We start from the raw sequence: 23,808 nt of genomic DNA, 5'->3' as shown, positions 1-23,808 counted from the left end.
TGCGCCCACGTCCAAGGTCCTCAATTTGAAGGGTTTTCTTGACGCTTTCAAGGCCATAGCGGGGGTGATGGGGTCGCAGTCCCCCGCGATTGACCTGTCGCGGAGTTTCCGCCTAATAATCCACGACATAGCCGCCCGCGCCCGCTGGGTTCTCAGCGCATTCCTGCATCAGGTCGATTCCCATGAACAAGGTCTACCCCGACGCCAAATCGGCACTCGATGGCATTCTCAAGGACGGCATGATGATCATGTCCGGCGGCTTCGGCCTCTGCGGCATTGCCGAGGACCTGTCGGACGCATTGCGCGATTCCGGGGTCAAGGACCTCACCGTGGTGTCCAATAACGCCGGCGTCGACGGCATCGGCCTGTCGCGCCTGCTGGAAACCCGCCAGATCAAGAAGATGATCTCGTCCTATGTCGGCGAGAACAAGCTGTTCGCCCAGCAGTATCTGGCCGGCGAACTGGAACTCGAATTCTCCCCGCAGGGCACGCTGGCCGAGCGTATCCGCGCCGGCGGCGCCGGCATTCCTGGCTTTTACACCAAGACCGGCGTCGGCACGCTGATCTCGGAAGGCAAGCCGACCATGGAATTCAATGGCGAGACCTACATGCTGGAGCGTGGTCTGTTCGCCGACATTGCCATCGTGCACGCCTGGAAGGGCGATACCGCCGGCAACCTCGTCTATCGCAAGACCGCCCGCAACTTTAACCCGATGATGGCGACCGCCGCCAAGATCACCATTGCCGAAGTCGAGCATCTGGTGCCGGCCGGCGAGATCGATCCGGATCACATTCACACCCCCGGCATTTTTGTGAAGCGCATTGTCGAGGTCGGTACCGGCAAGAAGCGGATCGAAAAAGTCACCTCGCGTCAGCGTCCCGCGTAACCGCCAAAAGCAAAAACAGGAGAGAACGATGGCTTGGACCCGTGATCAAATGGCAGCGCGCGCGGCTAAGGAACTGCGCGACGGATATTACGTCAATCTCGGCATTGGTATTCCGACGCTGGTGTCAAACTACATTCCCGAAGGCGTCGACGTTCAGCTGCAGAGCGAGAACGGCATGCTCGGCATGGGCCCTTTCCCCTATGAGGGCGACGAAGATCCGGACCTCATCAATGCCGGCAAGCAGACCGTCACCGAACTGCCGGAGACCAGCTATTTCTCGTCGGCGGATTCGTTCGGCATGGTCCGTGGCGGTCATATTGATTTGTCGATCCTCGGTGCCATGCAGGTCGCCCAGAATGGCGATCTCGCCAACTGGATGATCCCAGGCAAGATGGTGAAGGGCATGGGCGGCGCGATGGACCTCGTCGCCGGCGTCAAGCGCGTCGTCGTCGTGATGGAGCACTCGGCCAAGGACGGCGCCAAGCTGCTGAAGAGCTGCAATCTGCCGCTCACCGGCGAGCGCGTCGTCGACATGGTCGTCACCGATCTCGCAGTGTTCACCATCGACAAGCATGGCAATGACGGCATGGCCCTGATCGAACTCGCCGATGGCGTGACGCTCGATGAGGTGAAGGCCAATACCGAAGCTGAATTCCGGGTCGCGCTGACCAATACCTGAACGATTGCGTGCTCCGAACGTTGACATGATGCCCGGCCTCGTGCCGGGCATTCGTGTTAGTATCTGCCTTTTCATCTCTTTAGTTGAGCATGATCAATCGGAAAACCGGTTGCCACTTTTCCGGGTCATGCTCTAGGAAGCCGACATGCGCGCCAGTCTCGAAGACCGTTTCTTCCTGCTTCTGATCGTCGTGGTCACGTTGGCCTTCGGCTGGATCATGAGCTCGTTCTACAGCGCGATCCTGTGGGGCGTCGTCATCGCGATCATGTTCGCACCGATGCACCGGCGGCTGGAGCGCCGTATGCCGAAGCATCCAAATTCGGCAGCTCTGCTCACCGTAGGTCTGATCGTGTTGATCGTGATCCTGCCGCTGACACTCGTTGGCGCATCGCTGGCGCAGGAAGCGGCCGTCGTCGTCGGCAAGATGAAATCTGGCCAATTCAATCTCGGCACGTTTCTGCAGCAGATACTCGATGCCGTCCCACAATGGGCGAAGGGACTGCTGGATCGCTTCGGCGTCGCCAATCTCGGCGGCATGCAGGACAAGTTGACCGAGGGTCTCGTCAAAGGCAGTCAGTACTTCGCATCGCAGGCGCTGAACATCGGCCAGAGCACGTTCGACTTCATCATCAATCTCGGCATCATGCTCTATCTGCTGTTTTTCCTGTTCAAGGACGGCGAAGCGTTGTCGCAGCGTGTGAAGGATGCGATCCCGCTGCGGCCCGAGCTGCGTGACGATCTGATGGAGAAGTTCACGGTGGTGATCCGCGCCACGGTGAAGGGCGGCATTCTGGTGGCGCTGGCACAGGGCGCGCTCGGCGGGTTGATCTTCTGGATCCTTGGCATCAATGCCGCGTTGCTGTGGGCCGTGCTGATGGCGTTTCTGTCGCTGTTGCCTGCGGTGGGAGCTGGCCTCGTCTGGATGCCGGTCGCGCTTTATCTGCTTGCGACGGGCTCGGTCGTTCAGGGTGTCATCCTGATCGCCTATGGATTTCTCGTCATCGGTCTGGTCGACAACATCCTGCGCCCGATGCTGGTCGGCAAGGATACCAAGCTGCCGGACTATCTGGTGCTGATCGCGACGCTCGGGGGCATCGATGCGCTGGGCCTCAATGGCTTCGTCGTCGGTCCGGTAATCGCTGCAATGTTTGTTGCGGGCTGGGCGATTTTCGCGCAGTCGCGAAAGGAAGTTACAGGCGACGCCGCTTAATCAGCGTTGATACTCAGACCGGCCCCTGCGGGACATCCGCAAACCGCGTCAGCCAGACCACCGGACCGATGCTCGCAGCGACGATCAGCAGTGCGGCGAGTGCGCCCTCTTCGAAGCTGCCCCGACTGGCATATTGATAGATCGATGTCGCGAGCGTTTCGACATTGAGCGGTCGCAGTAACAGCGTTGCTGGCAATTCTTTCAGGCAATCCACGAAGACGACGATGACGGCGCCGAACAATGCTGGACGCAATAGTGGCAGTTGAATCATGCGCAGCGTGGTGATTGCCGGCGCGCCGGCGGCGCGGGCGCTGTCGTCGTAATCGACGGGGATGTGCTCGAAGCCGGCCTTGATGAAACCGGTCGGCACCGCCAGGAACCGGATCACGTAGGCGATCACCACGGCGGCGCCGGAGCCGACCATGACAAGCCCGGGCGAAGCGAGACTGAGCCATCCGGCGAGCTTGCTGAATCCATTGTCGATGAACAGCACCGGCGTCAGTAGACCCAGCGCCAGCACCGTTCCGGGCAGCGCATAGCCGGTCTGAGCGACGGCGACCGACAGGTTGGTCAGCCGCGAAGCACGCCAGCGCTGAGCGACGATCACCACAAGCCCGAGAAGCAGCGCAGCTCCTGTGGCAATTGCGGCCAGCGCAATGGTGTGGCCGGCATCGCGCCAAACCGTCGTTTCCATCGACAGCAGACCGCGACGCAGGCTTTCACGCAGTAGATAGAGCAAGGGCACGGCGAAGCCGAGCAGGGCAGGGAGGAGACAGGCGGTGAAAGCAAGCCATCCGCGTGCACCCGTCAAAGGCGTGCGCGGTGCCAGTCTCGGATTCTCCGAAGAGAATTCCACGCTGCCTTCGCGGCGGCCGAAGCGCTCGATGGTGATCAGTACCCCGACGATGGCGAGCATGAACAATGACAGCTGCGCGGCACCTGCAAGGCTGCCGCGATTGAGCCAGGTCGTGAAAACCGAGACGGTAAGCGTACGAATGCCCAGATATTCGCTGGCGCCGATGTCATTCAGCGTTTCCAGCGATACCAGTGCGAGGCCCACAGCGAGGGCGGGGCGCGCCATCGGTAGCGAGACCCGGCGGAACGTCGTCCAGCGATCGGCACCGAGTATCTTCGCGGCTTCAGCAAAATCGGCGCTGCGATGCTGGAACATCGCGCGGGCAGAGAGATAGACGTAGGGATACAACACGATGCCGATCACGAAGATGGCGCCGGGCAACGAACGCAGGCTCGGCAGCCACCCGATCGCGCCGGGCAACGACATTGCCGTTGCCAGCGCGCGATGGACGAGACCCAGTGGCTCGAACAGGTCCACATAGACGTAAGCGGCGAGATAGGTCGGAATCGCCAGCGGCAGCGGCAAGAGCCAGAGCATGAGCGTGCGGCCGGGGAAATCGTGCGCCGAGACCAGCCATGCGGTGCCGGCACCGACTGTGAGCGTAACGATACCGACGCCGATCAGGAGGGCTGCGGTGTCGCGCAGCGCTTGCGGTAATACATAGGCAATCAGATGCTGCCAAAGCTCAGGCTCCGGCTGCAGCGCGAGTAATGCGATGCTGATCACGGGCGCTGCCACGAGGAGTGCGGTGGCAACTGCGACGAGAATCGCGAGCGCTTCGGTGCGGGAAGGCCTCACGGGCGTGCATGCCCATGTGGGCACTCTCCGCATGTCATCCCCGCGAAGGCGGGGATCCATACCCCAAGGAGAAGTAAGTCAGAAATTGCCGTAGCCACAGCGCCCTACCGAGAGTTCGGTGCGTATGGGTCCCCGCCCCGTGTGCGCTGCAGGCACACAGGGCGGGGACAACATACTGATAGGCTGTGTATCATCGCAGCCTACGGAGCAATAGCCGGGCTCAATTATCAAACCCGACCTTGTCCACCAGCGTCGACGCGGCTTTGCGGTTGGCGGCAATCTTGGCGATGGGCATCGGATCGGCATTGAGCTTGCCGTAGCCCGCGATGGTCGGATTGATCGTGATGCCGGCGCGCACGGGATATTCGTAATTGGCGTCGGCATAGACCTGCTGGGCATGCTCGCCGGCGAGCCATTCGATCAGCTTCATGGCATTGGCCTTGTTCGGCGCATGTTTGGCAAGCAGCACGCCGGACAGGTTCACATGGGTGCCGCCGCCTTCGAAGGTCGGCAGGATCACCTTGGTGGCTTCCGCCCACGGCTTCTTGTCGGGATCGGCATTCATCATCAGCGCCCAGTAATAGGTGTTGCCGATACCGAGATCGCATTTGCCGGCTGCAACGTCCCGCGCGGTCTCGCGGTCGCCGCCCGAGGGCTTCTGCGCCAGATTGGCCTTGACGCCGCGCAGCCATTCTTCGGCCTTGGCCTCGCCGTGCTTGGCGACATAGGCGGCGAACAGGCCGTTATTGTAGATGTGCTGGCCGGAGCGAATGCAGATCTTGCCCTTCCACTTCGGATCGGCCAGTTCCTCATAGGTGATGGCGTCCTGCTTGACGCGATCCTTCGACGCATAGATCACGCGGGCGCGCATCGAGATGCCGGCCCAGTGGCCGTCGGGATCGCGATATTGCGCCGGCACGACCTTCTCGATCACCTCGGATTTCATCGGCTGCGTCACGCCCGCCTGCACGGCCTCGTCGATGCGGCCGATATCTACCGTCAGCAGCACGTCCGCCGGGCTGTTGGCGCCTTCGGCCTTCATGCGTTGCTCGAGGCCCGAACTCGCCGAGATCACATTGACCTTCACGCCGGTGTCCTTGGTGAAGGCCTCGAAGATCGGCTGCACGAGCTTGGTCTCGCGATAAGTATAGACATTGACCTCTTCGGCGGCCTGCAGCGCTGAAGCACCGAGGGCGGCGAAGACGACGGCGGTGGCGAGGGCGTGATGCTTGATCATGAAATGGCTCCGGCAAGGGGCGTATCTACAATGTCAGGTGGAGTAGCGCAGTGGGCGTTCGAATGTCAGTGACTGAACGTCGCGTGACAAAAGATTAGATTGATTCCAGATTCGAAAGTGGGCCGCAGATAAGCAACGGCTTACCTGCGGCCCACTGTCGAGAGCTCTTAGAAGTTCGCCGTCACCGAAGCCCGGAACGCACGCGGCGAGCCCGGCGTGATGTTGTTGGCCGCATCGGCGGTGGCGTAGTAGCTGGTATCGAACAGGTTCTCGATGTTCAGCTGGGCACGCCACGTCTTGTCGAGCCGGAAGTAGATTGCGGCATCGACGCGGGTGAAGGCTTTCAGCTTCACTGTATCATCCGACGTGGCGAAGAAGTCGTCGTAATGGATGATACCGAGGCCGGCACCCCACATCTCATTGAACTGATATTTGTTCCACATGGTGAAGGTATTGAACGGCACCAGGCCGACGCGGTTGCCCGCGACGATCGTGGCGGAGCTGGCATCGACGATGCGCGCGTCGGTGTAGGCGTAGCCGCCGGTGACCTGCCACTGATCGGTGACATAGCCGGTTAGGCTGAGCTCAGCACCCTTGGTGTAGGTCTTGCCAAGGGCGACAACCTGGCCGCCCACGATGAACCTCTGGTTCTCCCGGTCGAGGTCGTAGATTGCCGCGGAGGCCTGCAGCCGTGGGGTGATGTCCCACTTCACGCCGACTTCGTTATTGATGAACTTCTCCGGCACGGTGACGGCGAGCGATGGCGTCAGCGAGCTGAACTGGTCGCCGGCGCTTGGCAGATACGAAATGCTGTAGCTGCCATAGACCGAGACGTTGTCGACCGGCTTGATAATCACGCCGGCGCGTGGCGACACCAGGTTATCCACGCGGCTGTCTACGGTGCCGCCCGGATTGAGGTTCTGCGACGTGAGGTCGAAGCGATCGTAACGAACGCCGCCGATGAACTGCAGGTAACGGCTGACCTCGATTTGGTCCTGAATATAGACCGATGCGATGTCGAGCGTCGCATAGGAGTTGTTGTCGGAGGCGTTGTTGTGGATGAACGACCACGGGGCAAAGGTGGTCGGGCTGGACGCGGGAACGAGCAGGGTCGTGCCGCCGTTGATCTGGCCGGTGTTGCGGAGGCTGAAAGTGTTCTGCCGTCCGAACTCGGTACCGAAGACGATAGTGTGCAGCACGGGGCCGGTATTGGTCTTGTAGGTCCAGTCGGTTTGATTGAAGAGGTTTTCGCGCTGAGCAAGGTTGTTGTAAGCCGAGATTGACGCGATACCGCCCGGTGTGACGAACGTCCCCGTGGTCGGGAAGACGTTCTGGTAGAATTTGTCGTAATTGGCATAGCGCGACGAATTTTTGACCGAGAGACCGTTGTTGAAATCGTGGTCGATGACGGCGTTGGCAATGTGGACGTCCTGCTTCGAATAGCTCTGGTCCGGATTGCCGAAGAAGGTCGAAGCATTGGTTGCGAATGGTACAGTCGGGCGTGCATTCGTGGGCGCCGGTACGGTGCCCTGTGCCGGGATGCCGCGATCCGCGGTGCGGTCGTCATGCAGATATTCGTAGCTGAGCTTGACCTTGGTATCCTCGCCGCGGATCGTAACGGTCGGATTGATGCCATAGCGCTCGAGATGGCCGTAGTCGCGATAGGTTCCGGAATTCTCGTACATTGCGTTGATACGCGCTGCGACATTCTCGTTCACGGCGCCGCCAGTATCGATGGTGACGCGCTTGTTGTCGAACGATCCGCCCTGAACTGTCACTTCGCGGATCGAAACGCCATCGGCTTCCTTCTGCACGCGATTGATGACGCCGCCGCCGCCGCCGCGGCCGAAGATCATGGCATTCGGTCCCTTCAGGACCTCGATGCGCTGGGTGTTGTAGAGATCGCGGAAATACTGCACGTCGTCGCGGATTCCGTCGATAAAGAAGTCGGCATTGGTGCGCTGGCCGCGGATGACGACGTCATCGCGATTGCCTTCGCCCTGATGCGGCACGACGCCCGGCACATAGCGAACCGCTTCGCCGATGCTGCGGAAATCCTGATCCCGGATGAATTCCTTCGTCAGCACCGTGACGGATTGCGGCACGTTGAGGAGCGCGGTGTTGGTTTTGGTGCCGCTCGAAATATTGCGGGTGATGTAGCCGACCTGGCCGGACTGTGCGTCTTGGGGGTTGACGCTGAGCGGCTGGCGAACCGGCTGCGGCGCAACGGGGCGCGTCCGGGCGACGCGTCCGGATGCGGCGCGCTGCGGCTGGGCGCGGCGTACGCGCGGTGCGCTGGGAGCGTCGACTTGCACCGGCGGCAATGTCGATGCGCCGGAATTCGCATTCTGCGCAATCGCCGGCTCTGCGATGCAAAATCCAGCCGCGATGATGGCCGCCGCGCTCGTCGAAATCAGAAAAGCTTTGCGCGCCGCCGTGCCGCGCGCGCCGATAGAAGTCCTGGAAGTCATTACTACGCCCCTGAAATATTCTCCGCTCACGCAAACGCCGGCGGTCCTTGTGCTTCCTCGGAAACACTTGGACACATCTGCAATCCGGAGTATTAGGCGCGAATTAGATGGCGTTTAGAATAAATCGAACTTCGAGGGATATGCTCAGGGTGTGTGATCCATGCACCAATGGCCGTCGAGATAATTTGTAATCGTTCTAAACGAGGAGCGACGGCTAGCCTGCGCCAAACGATTGGTCACTGGACAAGCGCTGCGCGTAAGCGCCGCAGTCACCGACACTTGGGATAAGGGAATATCGGGATGCCTCCGATGTTGTCTGACTGACTGGCTTTCCGAATGTCCCGCAGGCACGAGATTGAATGATGCGCGTTCTACTGATCGAAGACGATGCCATGTTCGGCAAGGCGCTGGTGCGTGGCCTGAGCGAGAATGGCATGAGCGTCGACTGGGCGCGCAATGGCCGCGATGGCTTCGCCGCGATGGACCGGTCGGAATATGCGGTCGCACTGATCGATATCGGTCTTCCCAAGATGTCCGGCCTGGACGTGCTCAAGGCGAAAAGAAAAGCCGGCATGACCACGCCGGCCCTTATCATCACCGCGCGGGATGGTGTGTCCGATATGGTGGCGGGCCTCGATCTCGGCGCAGACGATTACATCGTCAAGCCGTTTGAATTGCCGGTACTGCTCGCGCGCATCCGCGCAGTCACGCGCCGCGCCAATGGCCGCGTGGTATCGCTCATGACGTCTGCGGAGATCACGCTGGATCCATCGACGCAGGTGGCGACATTCCGCGATATCAAGCATCTGCTGTCGGTGCGCGAATTTGCGGTACTGCAGGCCTTGATGGAACGGCCCGGGCAGATTCTGTCGCGTAGCCAGATCGAGAGCCGGATCTACGGCTGGGGCGAGGAAGTGCAGAGCAACGCGGTCGATGTGCTGATTCACGGGCTGCGCAAGAAATTTGACAAGGACATTGTCCGCAATGTCCGCGGTGCGGGCTGGATGGTCACCAAGGAGGGCGCATGACGTCGTTGCGAAAGACCGTGATGACTTACGTCACGGGACTGCTGATCTTGGTCGGCGTTGCTGCGGCCATCACGTCCTATTATTTCGTCAAATACGAGGTGAACAGCTTCCAGGATAACGCCCTTCATGAGGTTGCACTCACGGCGGGCATGGTGTTCCGGCACGATATCGAGCCGCGGATCGATGCCGAACTGGAAGACCAATTGGTGATCCAGATCTGGGATCAGTCGAAACAGCCCATTCATCGTTCAGGCCCTTCGGTCGATATCCCGTTTCAGTCGGAACTCGGCTATGCCGACGTGACCGCGGGCGGAGAGCGCTGGCGCGTGTTTCGTTCGCGTGATGCCACGCATGCGATCCAGGTTGCGCAGCGCTGGAGTGCGCGTGAGGAAGTTGCCGCCTATGCGGCCGCGGGCGCTGCGGTGCCGTTGATCGCGGCCATTCCGATCGCATGGCTGATGATCTGGTGGGCGGTCAAGCGCGTGCTCTCTGGCCTCGGGACGTTGTCGATGGATATCGGCCAGCGCAGCGCCGATGCGAAGGGCGCGCTCAGCCTGACAGGCGTTCCGGTCGAAGTCGCTCCGCTTGTGACAGCCATGAACTCGCTGATCGAGCGACATCAGACCGCGCTGGAGACCCAGCGTCGCTTCGTGTCTGACGCGGCACATGAATTGCGGACTCCGCTCGCGGCGCTTCAGATCCAGATCGATAATCTGCGGGCACGGGAGCTCAATGGGCCTGAGCGTGAAATAGCGCAGGATCTGCTCGACGGGATTCGAAGGGCCTCTTATTCGGTCAACCAGTTGATGACCATGGTTCGCGCCGATGCCGGCATCGAAAGCGAAGCCGAAGTCGTCGATGCGGAGGCCTTCGTGCGGCTGGTGGTGTCCGGTTTCGTGTCCATCGCCGAGGCAAAGGGCGTCTCACTCGCGATCGAGCCGGGGACGCGTGATGAATTGAATGTTCGTGCCGCCGATCTCCGGCTGATCGTCTCGAACCTGCTCGACAATGCGGTGCGCTACACGCGCGCCGGCGGCGCGGTCAGCATCAAGGCTGAGCGCCGAGGCACGGATCTCGTCATCGAGGTGATCGACAGCGGATGCGGAATACCGGAATCCGCCGTGCCGTATCTCTACGACCGCTTCTTCCGTGCGGCGCCGATGGATATCGATGGCACGGGGCTCGGACTGGCGATTGCCCGGACGGCGGCGGATCGTAACGGCTTCAGCCTCGATATCGCAAACCGCGACGATGCTCAGGGCGTCAGGGCTGCCGTCTCGATCCCACTCGGAGAAGTGCCGAACGAAGTCAGGCAGTTCGAAGCCGCGTAACCACGCTATGCGTCATCACCTGGAACGGCATCAGCGAGCGCACGCAATGTCTCGGGTTCGCGCAGCACGATGCGCTGCCGGCTGCTTTCGATCAGCCCGCGCTGTTCCCAGGTGCTGAGCGTGCGGCTCACGGTGAAGACCGTGGCGCCGGTCATTTCAGCGATATCCTGACGGCTCAACTGGAAATCGATCTCGATGCCTTGCGCGGTCTTGCGGCCTGATTGGTTCACCAGTCGCAGCAGGGCGTGAGCAACGCGCTGCTCGACCTGCTGGGTCGACATCTCGACCACGCGCGTATGAGCCTCCTGCAACCGGCTGCCGACGGTCTTGAGCGTATTGGCGGCAAGGGCGGGATAGTCAGCAACCAGCCGCGTCCAGATCGTGGTGGGCCACACCAGAACCACGCTGTCATCCACCGCCGTTGCGGTTGCCGGATAGGTTGCGAGCCCCATCGCCTGACCGATCCCAAAGATCTCGCCGGTCGCGACATAGCGCACGATCACCTGTTCGCCGGCGGGCGTCATCTTGGTCGCGCGGATATGGCCATGGAGCAGCAGATAGAACGAATGGACGTCCTCGCCCTGCTCGAAAATCACCTTGTTCTTCGGGACGCGGATCGAATGCGCCTCGCACAGGATCGCCTCGCAGGCTGCGGTGTCGAGACTCTCGAACAGCGGCAGATGCGCGACCATGGAGCTGTCGACTGCCGACATGCGTTCTCCGTCAAGTTCCCGTTCCGGCCACTTCTAGACCGTGATTGCGGGCGTCGATCAAGCGGAAGTTTGCGCTGGCGCAATGTCGAGGCCGGGCGGCAGGCCTAATTTGGCGCATCCGGCTGAAATGACCGGAGTTTACGGAGAAATACGATGCGCAAGGCTCTTATGCTTGCAACCGCCGCCGTCCTTTTCGCTCTGACAGGCGCCGCTGGCGCTGCGGAAGTCGAGGTCAAAATGCTCAACAAGGACGCCGACGGGACCGCAATGGTGTTCGAGCCCGCACTGGTCAATGTGCAGCCCGGCGATACCGTGAAATTCGTGTCGACTGACAAGGCGCACAGCGTTGAATCGGTCAAAGGCATGCTGCCCGCCGATGCGACGCCCTTCATTGGCAAGATGAGCCAGGACCTCGTGGTGATCTTCGACAAGCCCGGCGTCTACGGCGTGAAATGCGCGCCGCATTACGGCATGGGCATGGTGGGACTGGTGGTGGTCGGTACGCCAACCAACGCGGCCGAAGCCAAGGCGGTGACCCATCCCGGCAAGGCCAAGACAGCGTTCGCGGCGCTGTTCGAGAAAGTGGCTGCGAAGTACGCGCTCCAAACGGGAGAGTGACGATGACGCTTCTTCGTGTTCGTTCCATCGCCGATTGGCCGTTGCTCTCGGCCGGCTTCCGCCCCTTTTTCCTGCTCGGTGCGTGTTATGCCGGCTTGGGAATTCTGGTCTGGATGCCGGCCTTCCATGGCCGGCTGGCGCTGGCCACCGGTTTTGCGCCGCGCGACTGGCACATTCACGAGATGCTGTTCGGCTTCATGTCGGCCGTCGTCACCGGCTTTCTGTTCACGGCCATTCCGAACTGGACCGGCCGGTTGCCAATCCGCGGCTTGCCATTGCTCGGGCTGGTCGTCCTCTGGATCGCGGGACGGATTTGCCTGACGTTTTCGGCCTATACCGGCTGGCTCGTGGCGATGCTGGTCGATGTGAGTTTCCTGACGCTGGTCGCTGCCGCTACAACCCGCGAGATCGCGGCGGGCCGCAACTGGCGCAATCTGCCGGTGGTCGGCATCGTCGCCTTCCTGCTGCTCGGTAACATCGCCTTTCATGTCGAAGCTCATCTTGCTGGCGTCGCAGACGTCAGCATCCAGATCGGCGTCGCGGTCGTGGTGTTGCTGATCTCGCTGATCGGCGGGCGGATCATTCCGAGCTTCACCCGCAACTGGCTGGTGCGCGAGAATCCCGGTCGGCTTCCAGTGCCGTTCGCGCGTTTCGATATGGTTGTCATTGCCGTCAGCGCCGCTGCGCTGGTGCTGTGGATCGCGCGGCCCTTTGCCGAACTAACGGGAGTGGCTCTCGCGCTGGTCGGCTTGCTGCACATCATGCGTCTTGCGCGCTGGGCCGGCGATCGCACCTCGCGCGAGGGCCTGCTGCTGATCCTGCATATTGGTTACGCTTTCGTGCCGCTGGGTTTTCTGCTGAATGCCGCAGCGGCAGCAGGATGGGTCGCGCCCAGCGCCGGCCTGCATGCATGGATGGCAGGTGCGGCCGGCGTGATGACGCTGGCTGTCATGAGCCGCGCAACACTGGGGCATACTGGCCAGGCACTGCACGCCTCACGCACGACGCTGATGATCTATGCTGCCGTCATCGTAGCGGCACTGGCGCGGATTGGCGCCGTGATCGCGCCGGCTTACAGTCCGCCGCTGCTCCATGTTGCAGCATTGACGTGGGTCGCGGCCTTTATCGGCTTCGCCGTCTCATTCGGTCCGCTGCTGATCGGCTATCGCAAGCCACGCCGTTCCGACGCGGCGATGGCGCTCAGTCGCTAAATCGGTGAAGGCCGCTCAGGCTTTCATTGCTGCATTCGAAAATGCCACCTCGATCAGCGTGCCCGAGCTTGGCGCGGTCTTGATCTGGAAGCGCGCGTTGTTGGCTTCGACGAGGGCCTTGGTCAGCGACAGGCTGACACCCGAGCTCTCCGAAGAATCAGCCGGCGTTGAACTCCGGAACGGCTCCATCGCGGCAGCGAGTTCGTTGTCGTTGAGGCCGTGACCGGTGTCGCGGACGCGCAGCACGATCTCACCGAAGTCCGACAATGCGGTTGAGACGATCACCTGACCGCCGGCATTGGCGAGGTGGATCGAATTGCCGATCAGATTCAGCGTGATCTGCCGCAGCGCACGGGCGTCGGCAACGACCGTCGGCAGCAGATGCGCCAGCGAGGTACGGATGATGATGCGGCCGCGATTGGCCTGCGGCTGCATCACCGCGACGCATTGCTCCACCATCTCGTTGAGGTTCTGCGTGGTGAAAGCGAGGTCAATCTTGCCGGTCTCGATGCGTGACAGATCGAGCAGATCGTTGACGATCGCGATGACGCGTTCACCCGAGGCCCGAATGTCTTTCATGTATTCGACATAGCGCTCGTTGCCGAGTGGGCCGAAGCGCTGGTCGACTATCACTTCCGCAAAGCCGATGATGGCATTCAGCGGTGTCCGGACCTCGTGGCTGATCCGCGCCAGCACATCCGCCTTGGCGGTTGCCGCACGATCGGCCTGGCGGCGTGCATTCAGCAGTTCGGTTTCGGTCTTCTTCGTCTGCGTCAGGTCGCGGAACACGGCAAAGAAGTTCGGTCCATCCGTGCGCGTGCGGCCGATGGTCATCGACAGCGACACGAGGCCGCCGGCGCGCACCTGGCCCAGGGCCTCACGGCCATGATCCATCAGGCTGGCCACGCCGGAATCCTTGACGCTTGCGAGATAGTCCTGCACCACGCGGCGGCTTTCTGCTGCGAAGAGGTCGGTCAGATTCCGCTGCGTCAGTAATTCGCCGCTATAGCCGAACAGTGCCACGGCGCTGCGGTTGCAGGAATTGATATTGCCTTCGGCGTCGAACATGATGACGCCTTCGGCCGTGGTATCGAGGATCGTGGCCAGATCTTCGGCATCGATATGGCCGGCGGGCAAGGGCGCGTCCGCAACGGGCGCAGCGATCGTAACAGGGGTGGCGACAGGCTCTGCCTTGGACGGAGAGAAAATCAGCGCATGCGCCGGCTCGTTGTCCCATGAAATCGTGTACAGGCGCGCTTCGGCGGGCACCGTGTTGCCGGACTGGTCACCGCCTGAAATCGTGACGGCGGTGCCGTCATCCGAGGTGCTGGCCGCAGAAGAGACATCAGCTCCGACATAGAGCGCATCGAGGCCACCCGCTTCTTCCAGTGCGTTCAGGCTCGGATAGTTCATCCGGGCGAGGAAGGCGGGATTGGCGAACAGCAGGCGATCGAGGCGATAGATCAGGACGCCGACCGGCATCAGGTCGAGCAGCACCTTGTCGCGCATCATCTCGCCGCGCGGTGCAGCCGGTGGCGTTGTCAGCCAGGCAGCCTGTGACGCCGCCTCAGCTGGCTGAGACAAGGTCTGGGCAGGCGTCGGTGCATCGTCTGTCTCGCTGTCCGCTTCGGGTGTGTTCGTGCTCGTGATCAGTCCCGTTTCCGACTCAAGCCGCGCCGACAATTGCCGCGCAAGCTCATTGAAGGCGCTGTTCTCGACAGGCGTCAGTGCCGGCGATCTGGGATCGCCTGGTCGAAATGGCACGACGTTCTCGGGTGGTTGCACGGTGCTGTCCGGTGTGGTTGGCGGTGGTGTCTGTTCTGGTATCGGGTTGGTGGTGAGGGTAATCGGTTCATCGAGACTGTCGCCGACAGGGCCGGCCTGCGCGACATCGGCGGATAATGGTCGGGGCGGTGGATCGCCGATGTGATCATGTCGACGCTGCTCGGCGAGCCGCGTCATTCCATCGAGATCGCGGCAAACACCGAAACCGCGATAGCCGGTGAAATTGCGCTCGCGATCGAACAGCGGCAGGCCAGAGAGTTCGACAGGCAGACGGCCACCGCCATCCACCGGCCAGAGCAGCGTGATGCCACTCCATGTCTGCTGCGTGGCCATCGCCTTGACGACGTGGCTATCGGGATCGAGGTTGAATTCGGCTGTCAGATCGTTCCACTTACGGCCAAAGCCTGCCGCTGTACGCGGGCCGATCAGGTGGACGAACTCGTCAGAGTTCAGTGTGAAGCGCTTCTCCGCATCGATCTGCCATACGAAACGGAGCGGCGTCGTGCGCGGCTCGATCTCTGGCAGCGCAACGGACGCAGGTTGGTCGGCAACGGCTTCGACGGCGGGCGACTGCGCATCAGTCTCAGTCGGTGCGTCGGCATGTGCGATGGTTTCGGCGATCACCTCTTCGAGATGTACGTCGCGATCGATCTCGGCTTTTTCCGGCTCGATCGGAGCGTCGATGTCGATGGTCTGTTTGTTGAGGTCTGCCGCTTCGATGGCCTCATCGAATTCGACAAACAGGTCGCTCGGCTCTGCAAGGGCGCTCTGTGGTTCAACACTGGCTTCGGGTTTTGTGGAAGCCTCGAGTTCTTCTTCGCTCGGCGCCGGATGCACAGCGCCCGGCGCGATCAGCGCCACGAGTCCGACATCGGCGCCGCTGCCTACGCGCTGCAGTACCATGCGGCCAAAACCGATAGGCGTTTCGATGCGGCCGTCCTTCAGCGCGCCGTCGCGCGCATGATCGAGGCCGGCATCGGAGAGATTGCGAAAACCAAGCAGCGCCCGAGCCATTTCGTTGGCGCCGACGAACAGGCCGTCGCGTGCAAAGGCGGCGATCGGGGTGTCGATTCCCTCGACGAGATTTTGCAGCCGTTCGACCAGCGGCATGCCGCGGCCACCGAGCGGCTCCGCTGCGACAACGAGAATGCCGCTGCCGCCATCGGGAAATTCAAGCTGCGAGCAGGCGCAGGTCATCAAGCTGCCCAGCGCCGCGCCGAAGCCGCGCAGGCGCTCCAGCCGCATTGCGCCACTGGCCGGCAACCGGGAGCCGAGCTGGGCTATCTGGCGGCGATGGGTATCGGCGGGTCCGAAAGTCCTGGCAAACAGGTCCGCTGCGTTACGGGCGCCGAACAGTCGCGCGCCGACCGGATTGGCCCACAGCACACGGGTGCCGTCGCGCGACCACAGCCAGACCGGTTGGTTGCTGGTGGCGTGTACGGCCAGCCGTGCATCGCCAACGCCCCGCAACTGAAAATCCGCATTGTTCATCGGCACTTCATGACTGACTCGTTGGGCGCCCGTCCGGTATCCGCGTCACAGATTGCGGGCCAAACGATGACATCCTTAATAATTCGTTAGTATCGCCCGCGCGGACGCGCAGGTCCACGTCCCCGGCCCATTCCAGCAGGCCAAAGCAGCAATAACGTTAATCCGCTCCGAGGGTTCGGCATTCTGCCGAACGGAGGGGCTGGGCCATGCGTTGGCAGTTGCAAAACAAAAACAAAGGTCCACGATGGGATCGGACGAGGACGGGACGCCGCGTCACATCGGCGATGCCAAGCTCGGCTAGATTGCAGTGGGCGACACGGGAGACGGGGCCGTGGACGGCTTCGTCAATGCAAAATGGAGCGGGACATGACCGACCAATTCGAAATTCCGAAGGAAATGCGCGCAATGGCCGAAGCCAGCTTCGACCAGGCCAAGCAGGCATTCGAGAAGTTTCTGGCCAGCGCCCAGAGCACGGCGTCGTCGATCGAAAATCGCGGTGAGACCGTGCGCGCCGGCGCCAAGGATGTCAGCACCAAGGCCATCGCCTATGCCGAGAAGAACGTCGCCGCGTCGCTGGATTATGCCCAGCAGTTGCTGCACGCCAAGGATCTCGGCGACGTCATGCGGCTCCACAGCGAATACGTGCAGTCGCAGATGAAGTCGCTGGCAGAGCAAGCTAGCGAAATGGGCCAGATCATGAGCCGCGCTGCTATGGACGCCGCCAAGCCCAAGAGCTGACCGACCCCTGCGCTCTCCGCCATGCAATCAGTGATTGATATTTAGCGAGTTCCATGACGTGGGCGCGCATTCGATCCGGGTCTCATGCGATTCTGCGGTGCAATATTCTGTTGCGCCGCACAATTCCGACATGATATTGCGGTAACCACAATGACGCATCGCTGATGGCGATGCCGCTCTGTTTCCCGCCAGCTGATGAAAGGCACCGGTGCCTTCCGCAGCCTCCACGGGTTTATTGATTTCACCCCCCACCACGAAGGATGCACGCTATGGCCGAATCGACCGATCCGTTCTCATCTTCCGTTATCCCGTTCCAGGTGCCGGAGCAGGTCCGCGCATTCGCCGAAAAGGGCGTCTCGCAGGCGCGCGAGGGTTATGCCAAGTTCAAGGACGCTGCCGAGACCCATAACAGCACGGTTGAAGCCGTGTTCGGCACGGCCACCAAGGGCGCTGCCGAATATTCGGCCAAGCTGCTCGACATTGCCAAGACCAACACCAATGCGGGTTTTGACTTCGCCCAGTCGCTGATCGGCGTGAAGTCGCCGTCGCAGGCGATGGAGCTGTGGACCGCTTTTGCGCGCAGCCAGGTTGAAACCTTCACCGGTCAGACCAAACAGCTGGCCGAACTCGGCCAGAAGATCGCCACCGAGACCGCCGAACCGATCAAGACCGGCGCTTCGAAGCTGTTCCAGCCGGCCGCCTGAGCCGATCGCACCGCCAAATAATCGAAAGCCCGGGCCGCAAGCCCGGGCTTTTGTTTGCGCCAAAAATCATCATCGCGGCCTTGCCAAAGTGATGCGTTGCACCTAGTTTCCCGCCTGTTCGGGACCCCCTGATTTTGGGGCCGGTCAGGATGCAGTTGTAGCTCAGTTGGTTAGAGCGCCTGTTTGTGGAGCAGGAGGTCGGTGGTTCGAGACCACCCAACTGTACCATACAAATCAATCATTTAGCCGATTCGAGCTTGGCCGTTGCTTTGGGCTGCGGCAATGTCTGACCGCTTGGGTCGGGCCGGTAATGCCGGCGCGCCGGTCAGATCATTCAGCGTGCCCACGATCTGGCTCGGGGCTGTAAGGTTTCCGCACAAACAGCCCGCCTTCGGGCAACTCGACGTCGTAAATGCCCGCGTGCTTCCGCCAGGCCGGTCGTGGAACTCGATTGCCATCGTTCCGTTGGCTTCCCAACGACAGGGAGGCAATCATGATCGACGCTGATATCAGCAATACCGCTATTGCGATGATGTGCGACATCGCGCGCGCCTCCGGGCTCGATCTCAATGCCGAAAAACGTGCCGTGCTTGACGGGCTGATTGCTCAAGGGCTTGTCGAGGTAATCGATCAAGCCAAGCCGGCAGCGGGGCCGAAATTTAGGATCACGTTGAAAGGGCAGCAGCTCCTTGACGAGCGCGGCGTTGGCGTCAACGAGGCCTGATGCGGGTTTCTGCGTTGATCACTTTCGCTGCTACTTGCCTTTGCAGAGGACCTCGCTGACCCCGCCAAGAACCGCCTTGGTCCAGATGGCATAGCCGGCATCATTCAGGTGAATGCCATCGGTTGTGTATTTCGCCGGCATGGACGGGATGGTGATAAGGCTCGCGCCAGCATCGCCGGCGATGGTTGGTAGCAAAGCGTTGTAGTTGTCGATCGCCTGGACGTTGATGCGCGCGCTATCGGATTTACCGGCTTCAACGAGTGTCACGGTCGCGACGGCCATTCGTGGAGCCGTGGATTTTAGCGTCGCGAGCAAAGCGAGATAGTTGGTCCTGTATGAGTCCGCGTGCACAGGGACCGCAGCATCGTTGAGTCCGAGGGAGACGACGACCATGGCGGCCTGTTTCCCACCAAGTGCTTTTGTCAGCATGGCATCGAGACCGCTCGAGGTCGTTGATCCGTCGATTCCGGCATTGACGATGGGCCGACCGCAGACGGCACGGGGGAAGGTTGCGCGTTTGACGATACTGTCGCCGAGGATGATGACGGGATCATCGACCTGTTTCAATGCTGCCCTGATCAGAAGTGGGCGCGGCGGCGTCGCGTCATTTCCTTTGGGCCATGCCGCCCAGCCGCACAACCCCACGAAGCCGATAATGCCAATACGGGTCCAGTTCATGATCGTGGACCGCCCGCGCAGGTTCGGAGTATCGCTTTTGTCTCACTGTTCATCCTGGACCGTCTCTCGCACGAGGTCGCGACGGGGTAACGGCGCCGCGATGTCCGGGAGAAACTACAGGGCCGGCGCGAAGGCAAGCCCGATCCCCGTCACGTCCACCTTGCCAAGCTGGCAATCGTCTCCGACACTCCCACGATAACGTGCAACCAGGGGGGACTAATGTCGGTACGTCCAGGGATTTTGAGCGGGTCGCTTGCCATGTCACTCATGATCGGCGCGTCGTTCTTGGCGACGCCGTCGCAAGCCTATACCGACGATCAGCAACAGCTCTGCACCGGCGATGCCTTTCGGCTCTGCAGTGCAGCCATTCCTGATGTGGATCGCGTGACGGCCTGCATGATCCAGAAGCGGGCGCAATTGAGCCCGGGCTGCGCGCAATTCTTTCGGGCAACGCCGGCCAGCGCGCGCAAACCCGCGGGCAAGTCGCGAAGGGCGAAAAAACCGACTCGCCCGAGTTGATCAGGCCTCGCTTTCACGTGAATGGAAGTTTAGGCAGCGTGCAGAACGGCGTGATCTCGCCGAGTCGCTGCACCGTGACGCCATCGATCGTGGCAAAAAAGTGAACCCGTGACAAACTGACACGTTGGGTATCACGACACGAAACAACATCTCCAGACCACGAGGAGCGTCATTTTGAGCAGCGAAACCAATATTGACTACAAGGCCGAACTCAATCGGCATTTGGCCTGGTTCGAAACGAAACTTCCGCCCCGACCGGCTCGATTTGTAGGTTGGTTGCGAAAGCCCTCATCGAAGCTCGTGCGATTCCCGCTTGGCATTTTGCTGATTATCGGCGGGATTTTCAGCATTCTTCCTGTGCTCGGCCTCTGGATGTTGCCGCTCGGACTCATCCTCATCGCGCAGGATATTCCGCCGCTGGAAAAACCGGTGGCGCAGTTTCTCGGTTGGCTTGAGCGAAAGTGGATCGAACGTCAGCGCGCGAAGGGCATTGCTATCGAAGGTCCGGACTCAACTCGTTCCAACGGCGCTGATAGCAAGATTTGAGCGCCTGACTTGATACCAGAGTGCGACAAAGTGGCGACAAGCGTACTACACCTGACTCATTTCGGGCCTGTTGCGCCGCACTGTGTGACTCAAAAACCAACATTCCAAACAAATCAGGCACATATCCTTGAATTACGCGTAAATATGACTTTAACGAATCAGCAGACTGATTCATTTTCGCCTCCTGGGGTCAATCTGGAGGCCAACATATGAACGTCATAGTTTTCGCATCGCGTAAAGGCGGCTCGGGGAAGAGTACCCTGGCTGCACATCTTGCTGCTCAAGTTCATAAATCAACGAAGCCTTGCTTGCTCATCGACGCGGATCCGCAGGGTTCGTTGACGCTGTGGCACAAGCTGCGGGGAACAAATGAACCGCCGCTGAAGATCGCAAATCGCAGCGTGACCGAAATGGTTGCCGCCGCGAAGCGTGATGGTTTCGAATGGGTGTTCATCGATACGCCGCCGAACACATCGGCTGTGGTCGACGATGCCATCAAGAACGCAACCATGGTGATCATTCCTGCGCGTCCCGGCGTGTTCGACGTCGACGCCGTACAGGCGACGATTCAGTCCTGCCGTTCGGCCCGCAAGCCCTATGCGGTTGTCATCAATGGTGCGCCGGCACGCCGTGACGATTCCGAAAGCCGTATCGTGACGATCGCCCGCGAAGCGCTCGCCAAGTTCAAGGCTCCGGTGTGGTCGGGTCAGATCACCAACCGTGCAGATCTCCTGCTCGCGCTTGGCAACGGCGAAGGCGCCCGCGAATATCAGGCAGAAGGTCGCGCAGCCAGCGAGATCGGGAAGCTGTGGGCGGCGATCGAACGTTCGATCAAGGCTATTCGCGGCAACGGATCGGCGACCGGCGCGATGCACAAGCAGGCGGCCTGATAGCCGTTCTGCTCTTTTGACCCCAGAAAAAGCGCGCGAGACCTTCGCGCGTTTTTTGTCGTTGGTGTGACCGCGACGGTGGGGTGTTCACGCCTATGCTGAAATGGCGATATCTCCGGCGGGCGAGGTCACCCCTTGGGTGACTTCACGGAAGTTGTCTATGTCAGCCGGACGGCCGAGCAGATAGCCCTGCGCTTCGTCGCATTTCTCGTCGCGCAGGAATGCGAATTCCGCTTCGGTTTCCACGCCTTCGGCGAGCACCGGCAGCCCAAGCCCGCGGCCGAGGCCGAGGACGGCGCGCACGATTGCTGCTGCCTGGCTGTTGGTGTTCACCGACCTGATGAATGATCCGTCGATCTTGATCTTGTCGAAAGGGAATGCACGCAGGTTCGACAGCGACGAGTAGCCGGTGCCGAAATCATCCATGGCGATGTGAACGCCGAGTGCCTTGATCCGGCGAAGTGTCAACAGCGCGCGATCGAAGTCGCGAATCAGCGCAGTCTCGGTGATCTCCAGTTCGAGCCGATGCGGGGGCAGGCCGGTTTCCAGCAAGACCTCATGGACGGTTGCGACAAAGCTATCGTGGTGGATCTGAACCGCCGAGACATTGACCGCGATGGTCAACGGATGCTTCCACGTCGCTGCTTCACGGCAGGCGGCGCGCAGCACCCATTCGCCGATGCCGAGAATGGCGCCGGTGTCTTCCGCAATCGGAATGAAGATGTCGGGGCGAATATTGCCGCGGACGGGATGGTTCCAGCGCAGCAGTGCCTCGAAGCCGATCACACGGCCCGACTCCATGGTGCCCTGGGGCTGATAGACCACTTTCAGCTGATTGGCATCGATGGCGTTGCGCAGATCGTGTTCGAGCAGCCGGCGGTCGCGCACGGCTTCCCCCATTGCAGGTTCGAAGAAGCGCCAGGTCGCGCGGCCTTCGGATTTGGCGCGGTAGAGCGCGGTGTCGGCGCAAGCCAGCAACGTGTCGCGATCACTGGAGTCGTCTGGGCAGAGTGCGATACCGACACTGGCGGTGACGCTGCCGAGTTCGAAGGTGGCATCCTTGCTCCGGAATGCTTCCAGTATCCTGTCGGCGAACTGACTCGCAGCTGCGGGCGAGGTCAGGTTCGGCAAGAGAATGGCGAACTCGTCGCCGCCAAGGCGCGCCATCATCTCGCCTTCGCCAAGCAGGGCGGTGATGCGGGCCGTTACGCTCTTGAGGACCTTGTCGCCGGCGGCGTGGCCGAACAGGTCATTGACCTGTTTGAACTGATCGAGATCTAAAGCGAGTATGGCGAGCGGGCGGTCCTCGGATAGTGTCGCAATCTCCTGATCGATTCGATCATGGAACGTGCCGCGATTGGGCAGTCCGGTCAGGGAGTCGTAGTGGGCGAGATAGCGGATGTGCTGTTCGGCCTGTTTGCGTTCGCGGAGGTCACGTACGGCGATGACCTGATGCGGCTCCCCTGCAAAGTCGATTCCACGCAGGATCAATTCGACCGGAATCGTCTGGCCGTTGCGCTGCCGCAGGCTCGCTTCCACCGATTTGTCAGGCTGGCTCATGATCTGCGTCCGCGTATCTCCATCGGGGAAGCAGTCTTGCAGACGCCCGCCAATCAGCAATTCAGCGGACGATCCCGCCAGCGCGGCGAAGGACGTGTTGACCGTGACGATCGTGTCGCCGTCGCACACCAGCAGCCCTTCGACGGCAGCATTGGCGAGTCCGCGCATGCGGTCGGCTTCGAGATCGGAGCGGCGGTGATCACGGATATCCAGCACGATGCCGGCCAGCGCCAGACCAATGATGGCGAAGCTGATCAATGAGACGCCAAGTGCGAGCCATCCGGCGGGGATGGTCAGCGGCGAGACGGCGATGGTCGGATCCGGGGTGATCGTGACCGCGCTCATCGCCGTGAAATGGTGACTGCAGATCGCGAGCGTTAGCAGCAGCGCGCCGCTGATCTTCCAGCGCAGGGTGGTGCCATGCAACCCTACCGGAAGCGCGATCGCACCGAGCACGGCTCCCAATACGATCGAGACGATGACGAGCGTCATATCCCAGTCGATGCGCGCCTGAAGTTCGAAGGCGGCCATGCCGGTGTAATGCATCGCCGCGATGCCGCCCGCGACGACGGCGCCGCCGATCCAGAGGCCGGCACGAAAATTCGGGATCAACGACACGGCAAGGCCGGCGCCGGTCAGCAGCAGTGCGGCGATCAGCGAGACGACCGTAAGTACGATATTGTAGCCGCTCGGCATCCCCGGCGAGAATGCCAGCATCGCTACGAAATGCGTGGCCCAGATGCCGAAGCCCGTGGAGATCGCGGATACCGCGAGCCAGACGAGGCGCATCTGGCCTGTGGCGCTTCGCGCATGACGGAGCAGGTTGATAGCAGCGAGGGACGCGATCGCGCAGATGATGGCCGCAAGTCCGACGAGCCTGAAATCATGGGCATTGGCGATGCAGTTATAGATCGTAAGCATGTACAGATACCGCGAGCGGGATTACCGCAATTGCGCGGGACGTTAGATATAAGTACGTAAAGACACGTAAATACCGGCGATCGGCGCTATTAGATCGCCCCGTGTGCTATCGCTGCGCATGCTTATCCAACCGTAAATTTTGCGGATATTCGCCGGCTCTTGATGACCTAAAGGTGTGGTCGCATTTCAGCGCCACCCTCACCGGGCAAAAAC

General features: G+C 61.2%; 20 protein-coding genes and 1 tRNA gene. 14 read left to right on the top strand and 7 right to left on the bottom strand.

Annotated features, from left to right (window positions below):
• Window positions 1-182 precede the first annotated feature (182 nt).
• From AB7813_RS15790 to AB7813_RS15780, 3 genes are all read left to right on the top strand, one after another.
• Window positions 183-887 carry a CoA transferase subunit A gene (locus AB7813_RS15790; RefSeq protein WP_068728766.1) on the top strand — a complete coding sequence of 235 codons (705 nt, stop codon included), beginning with the start codon at window positions 183-185 and terminating at the stop codon, window positions 885-887.
• 28 nt (window positions 888-915) lie between these two features.
• Window positions 916-1,566, top strand: a complete 651-nt coding sequence (locus AB7813_RS15785; protein WP_068728764.1) for a 3-oxoacid CoA-transferase subunit B — start codon at window positions 916-918, stop codon at window positions 1,564-1,566.
• 145 nt (window positions 1,567-1,711) lie between these two features.
• On the top strand, window positions 1,712-2,776 hold the full coding sequence (locus AB7813_RS15780; RefSeq protein ID WP_439065024.1) for an AI-2E family transporter: 1,065 nt from the start codon (window positions 1,712-1,714) through the stop codon (window positions 2,774-2,776).
• Between the two features lie 13 nt (window positions 2,777-2,789).
• Here the strand turns inward: AB7813_RS15780 and AB7813_RS15775 are convergent, their stop codons facing one another.
• The 3 genes from AB7813_RS15775 to AB7813_RS15765 all read right to left on the bottom strand — a co-directional run bounded on the left by AB7813_RS15775 (window position 2,790) and on the right by AB7813_RS15765 (window position 8,138).
• Entirely contained in the window at window positions 2,790-4,463 is a 1,674-nt protein-coding gene (locus AB7813_RS15775) for an ABC transporter permease (protein ID WP_374725605.1), read from the bottom strand.
• Between the two features lie 187 nt (window positions 4,464-4,650).
• Window positions 4,651-5,667: a Fe(3+) ABC transporter substrate-binding protein gene (locus tag AB7813_RS15770; protein WP_093757116.1), complete on the bottom strand. Its 1,017-nt coding sequence runs from the start codon at window positions 5,665-5,667 to the stop codon at window positions 4,651-4,653.
• A gap of 167 nt (window positions 5,668-5,834) precedes the next feature.
• Entirely contained in the window at window positions 5,835-8,138 is a 2,304-nt protein-coding gene (locus AB7813_RS15765) for a TonB-dependent receptor (protein ID WP_439084025.1), read from the bottom strand.
• A gap of 362 nt (window positions 8,139-8,500) precedes the next feature.
• Between AB7813_RS15765 and AB7813_RS15760 the strand changes: the two genes are divergently transcribed.
• Window positions 8,501-9,166 carry a response regulator transcription factor gene (locus AB7813_RS15760; protein WP_089266246.1) on the top strand — a complete coding sequence of 222 codons (666 nt, stop codon included), beginning with the start codon at window positions 8,501-8,503 and terminating at the stop codon, window positions 9,164-9,166.
• Window positions 9,163-10,497 carry an ATP-binding protein gene (locus AB7813_RS15755; RefSeq protein WP_184512001.1) on the top strand — a complete coding sequence of 445 codons (1,335 nt, stop codon included), beginning with the start codon at window positions 9,163-9,165 and terminating at the stop codon, window positions 10,495-10,497. Before AB7813_RS15760 ends, AB7813_RS15755 begins: the two co-directional genes overlap by 4 nt.
• Before the next feature lie 5 nt (window positions 10,498-10,502).
• Here AB7813_RS15755 and AB7813_RS15750 read toward each other — a convergent pair whose 3' ends face one another.
• Complete coding sequence (locus AB7813_RS15750; RefSeq protein ID WP_439065023.1) at window positions 10,503-11,210, bottom strand: Crp/Fnr family transcriptional regulator; 708 nt, start codon at window positions 11,208-11,210, stop codon at window positions 10,503-10,505.
• A 153-nt stretch (window positions 11,211-11,363) separates the two neighbouring features.
• On the opposite strand from AB7813_RS15750, the gene AB7813_RS15745 reads away from it, so the two are divergent.
• Together AB7813_RS15745 and AB7813_RS15740 are read left to right on the top strand one after the other, a co-directional pair.
• Window positions 11,364-11,828, top strand: a complete 465-nt coding sequence (locus AB7813_RS15745; RefSeq protein WP_439065022.1) for a pseudoazurin — start codon at window positions 11,364-11,366, stop codon at window positions 11,826-11,828.
• Window positions 11,829-11,830: 2 nt separating this feature from the next.
• Window positions 11,831-13,039: an NnrS family protein gene (locus AB7813_RS15740; protein WP_439084027.1), complete on the top strand. Its 1,209-nt coding sequence runs from the start codon at window positions 11,831-11,833 to the stop codon at window positions 13,037-13,039.
• Between the two features lie 15 nt (window positions 13,040-13,054).
• Here the strand turns inward: AB7813_RS15740 and AB7813_RS15735 are convergent, their stop codons facing one another.
• Window positions 13,055-16,315: a PAS domain-containing protein gene (locus AB7813_RS15735; RefSeq protein WP_439084028.1), complete on the bottom strand. Its 3,261-nt coding sequence runs from the start codon at window positions 16,313-16,315 to the stop codon at window positions 13,055-13,057.
• A 366-nt stretch (window positions 16,316-16,681) separates the two neighbouring features.
• On the opposite strand from AB7813_RS15735, the gene AB7813_RS15730 reads away from it, so the two are divergent.
• The 4 genes from AB7813_RS15730 (at window position 16,682) to AB7813_RS15715 (ending at window position 18,481) form a co-directional block, all read left to right on the top strand.
• Window positions 16,682-17,053 (top strand): phasin, encoded by a 372-nt coding sequence (locus AB7813_RS15730; protein WP_115033036.1) that lies wholly within the window; start codon window positions 16,682-16,684, stop codon window positions 17,051-17,053.
• A 269-nt stretch (window positions 17,054-17,322) separates the two neighbouring features.
• On the top strand, window positions 17,323-17,757 hold the full coding sequence (locus tag AB7813_RS15725; protein WP_068728746.1) for a phasin: 435 nt from the start codon (window positions 17,323-17,325) through the stop codon (window positions 17,755-17,757).
• A gap of 151 nt (window positions 17,758-17,908) precedes the next feature.
• Window positions 17,909-17,985 (top strand) — tRNA-His (locus tag AB7813_RS15720).
• Window positions 17,986-18,250: 265 nt separating this feature from the next.
• Window positions 18,251-18,481 carry a hypothetical protein gene (locus AB7813_RS15715; protein ID WP_184511980.1) on the top strand — a complete coding sequence of 77 codons (231 nt, stop codon included), beginning with the start codon at window positions 18,251-18,253 and terminating at the stop codon, window positions 18,479-18,481.
• Window positions 18,482-18,511: 30 nt separating this feature from the next.
• Here AB7813_RS15715 and AB7813_RS15710 read toward each other — a convergent pair whose 3' ends face one another.
• Window positions 18,512-19,159, bottom strand: coding sequence for an SGNH/GDSL hydrolase family protein (locus AB7813_RS15710; RefSeq protein ID WP_439084030.1), 648 nt, complete (start codon window positions 19,157-19,159; stop codon window positions 18,512-18,514).
• A gap of 267 nt (window positions 19,160-19,426) precedes the next feature.
• On the opposite strand from AB7813_RS15710, the gene AB7813_RS15705 reads away from it, so the two are divergent.
• From AB7813_RS15705 to AB7813_RS15695, 3 genes are all read left to right on the top strand, one after another.
• A complete protein-coding gene (locus AB7813_RS15705) occupies window positions 19,427-19,678 on the top strand; it encodes a hypothetical protein (protein ID WP_439084032.1) in 252 nt (83 codons plus the stop codon).
• Window positions 19,679-19,852: 174 nt separating this feature from the next.
• Window positions 19,853-20,224: a hypothetical protein gene (locus AB7813_RS15700; RefSeq protein ID WP_231079282.1), complete on the top strand. Its 372-nt coding sequence runs from the start codon at window positions 19,853-19,855 to the stop codon at window positions 20,222-20,224.
• A 209-nt stretch (window positions 20,225-20,433) separates the two neighbouring features.
• Window positions 20,434-21,114: a ParA family protein gene (locus tag AB7813_RS15695; RefSeq protein WP_068728738.1), complete on the top strand. Its 681-nt coding sequence runs from the start codon at window positions 20,434-20,436 to the stop codon at window positions 21,112-21,114.
• A 93-nt stretch (window positions 21,115-21,207) separates the two neighbouring features.
• Here AB7813_RS15695 and AB7813_RS15690 read toward each other — a convergent pair whose 3' ends face one another.
• Window positions 21,208-23,595, bottom strand: a complete 2,388-nt coding sequence (locus AB7813_RS15690; protein ID WP_439084034.1) for an EAL domain-containing protein — start codon at window positions 23,593-23,595, stop codon at window positions 21,208-21,210.
• Window positions 23,596-23,808 lie beyond the last annotated feature (213 nt).

This window comes from Tardiphaga sp. 20_F10_N6_6 (assembly GCF_052076045.1).
GTDB classification, from domain to species: Bacteria; Pseudomonadota; Alphaproteobacteria; order Rhizobiales; family Xanthobacteraceae; genus Tardiphaga; species Tardiphaga robiniae.
Note: the sequence above shows the minus strand (reverse complement) of the source record. Positions and strands in the feature narration are given on the sequence as shown.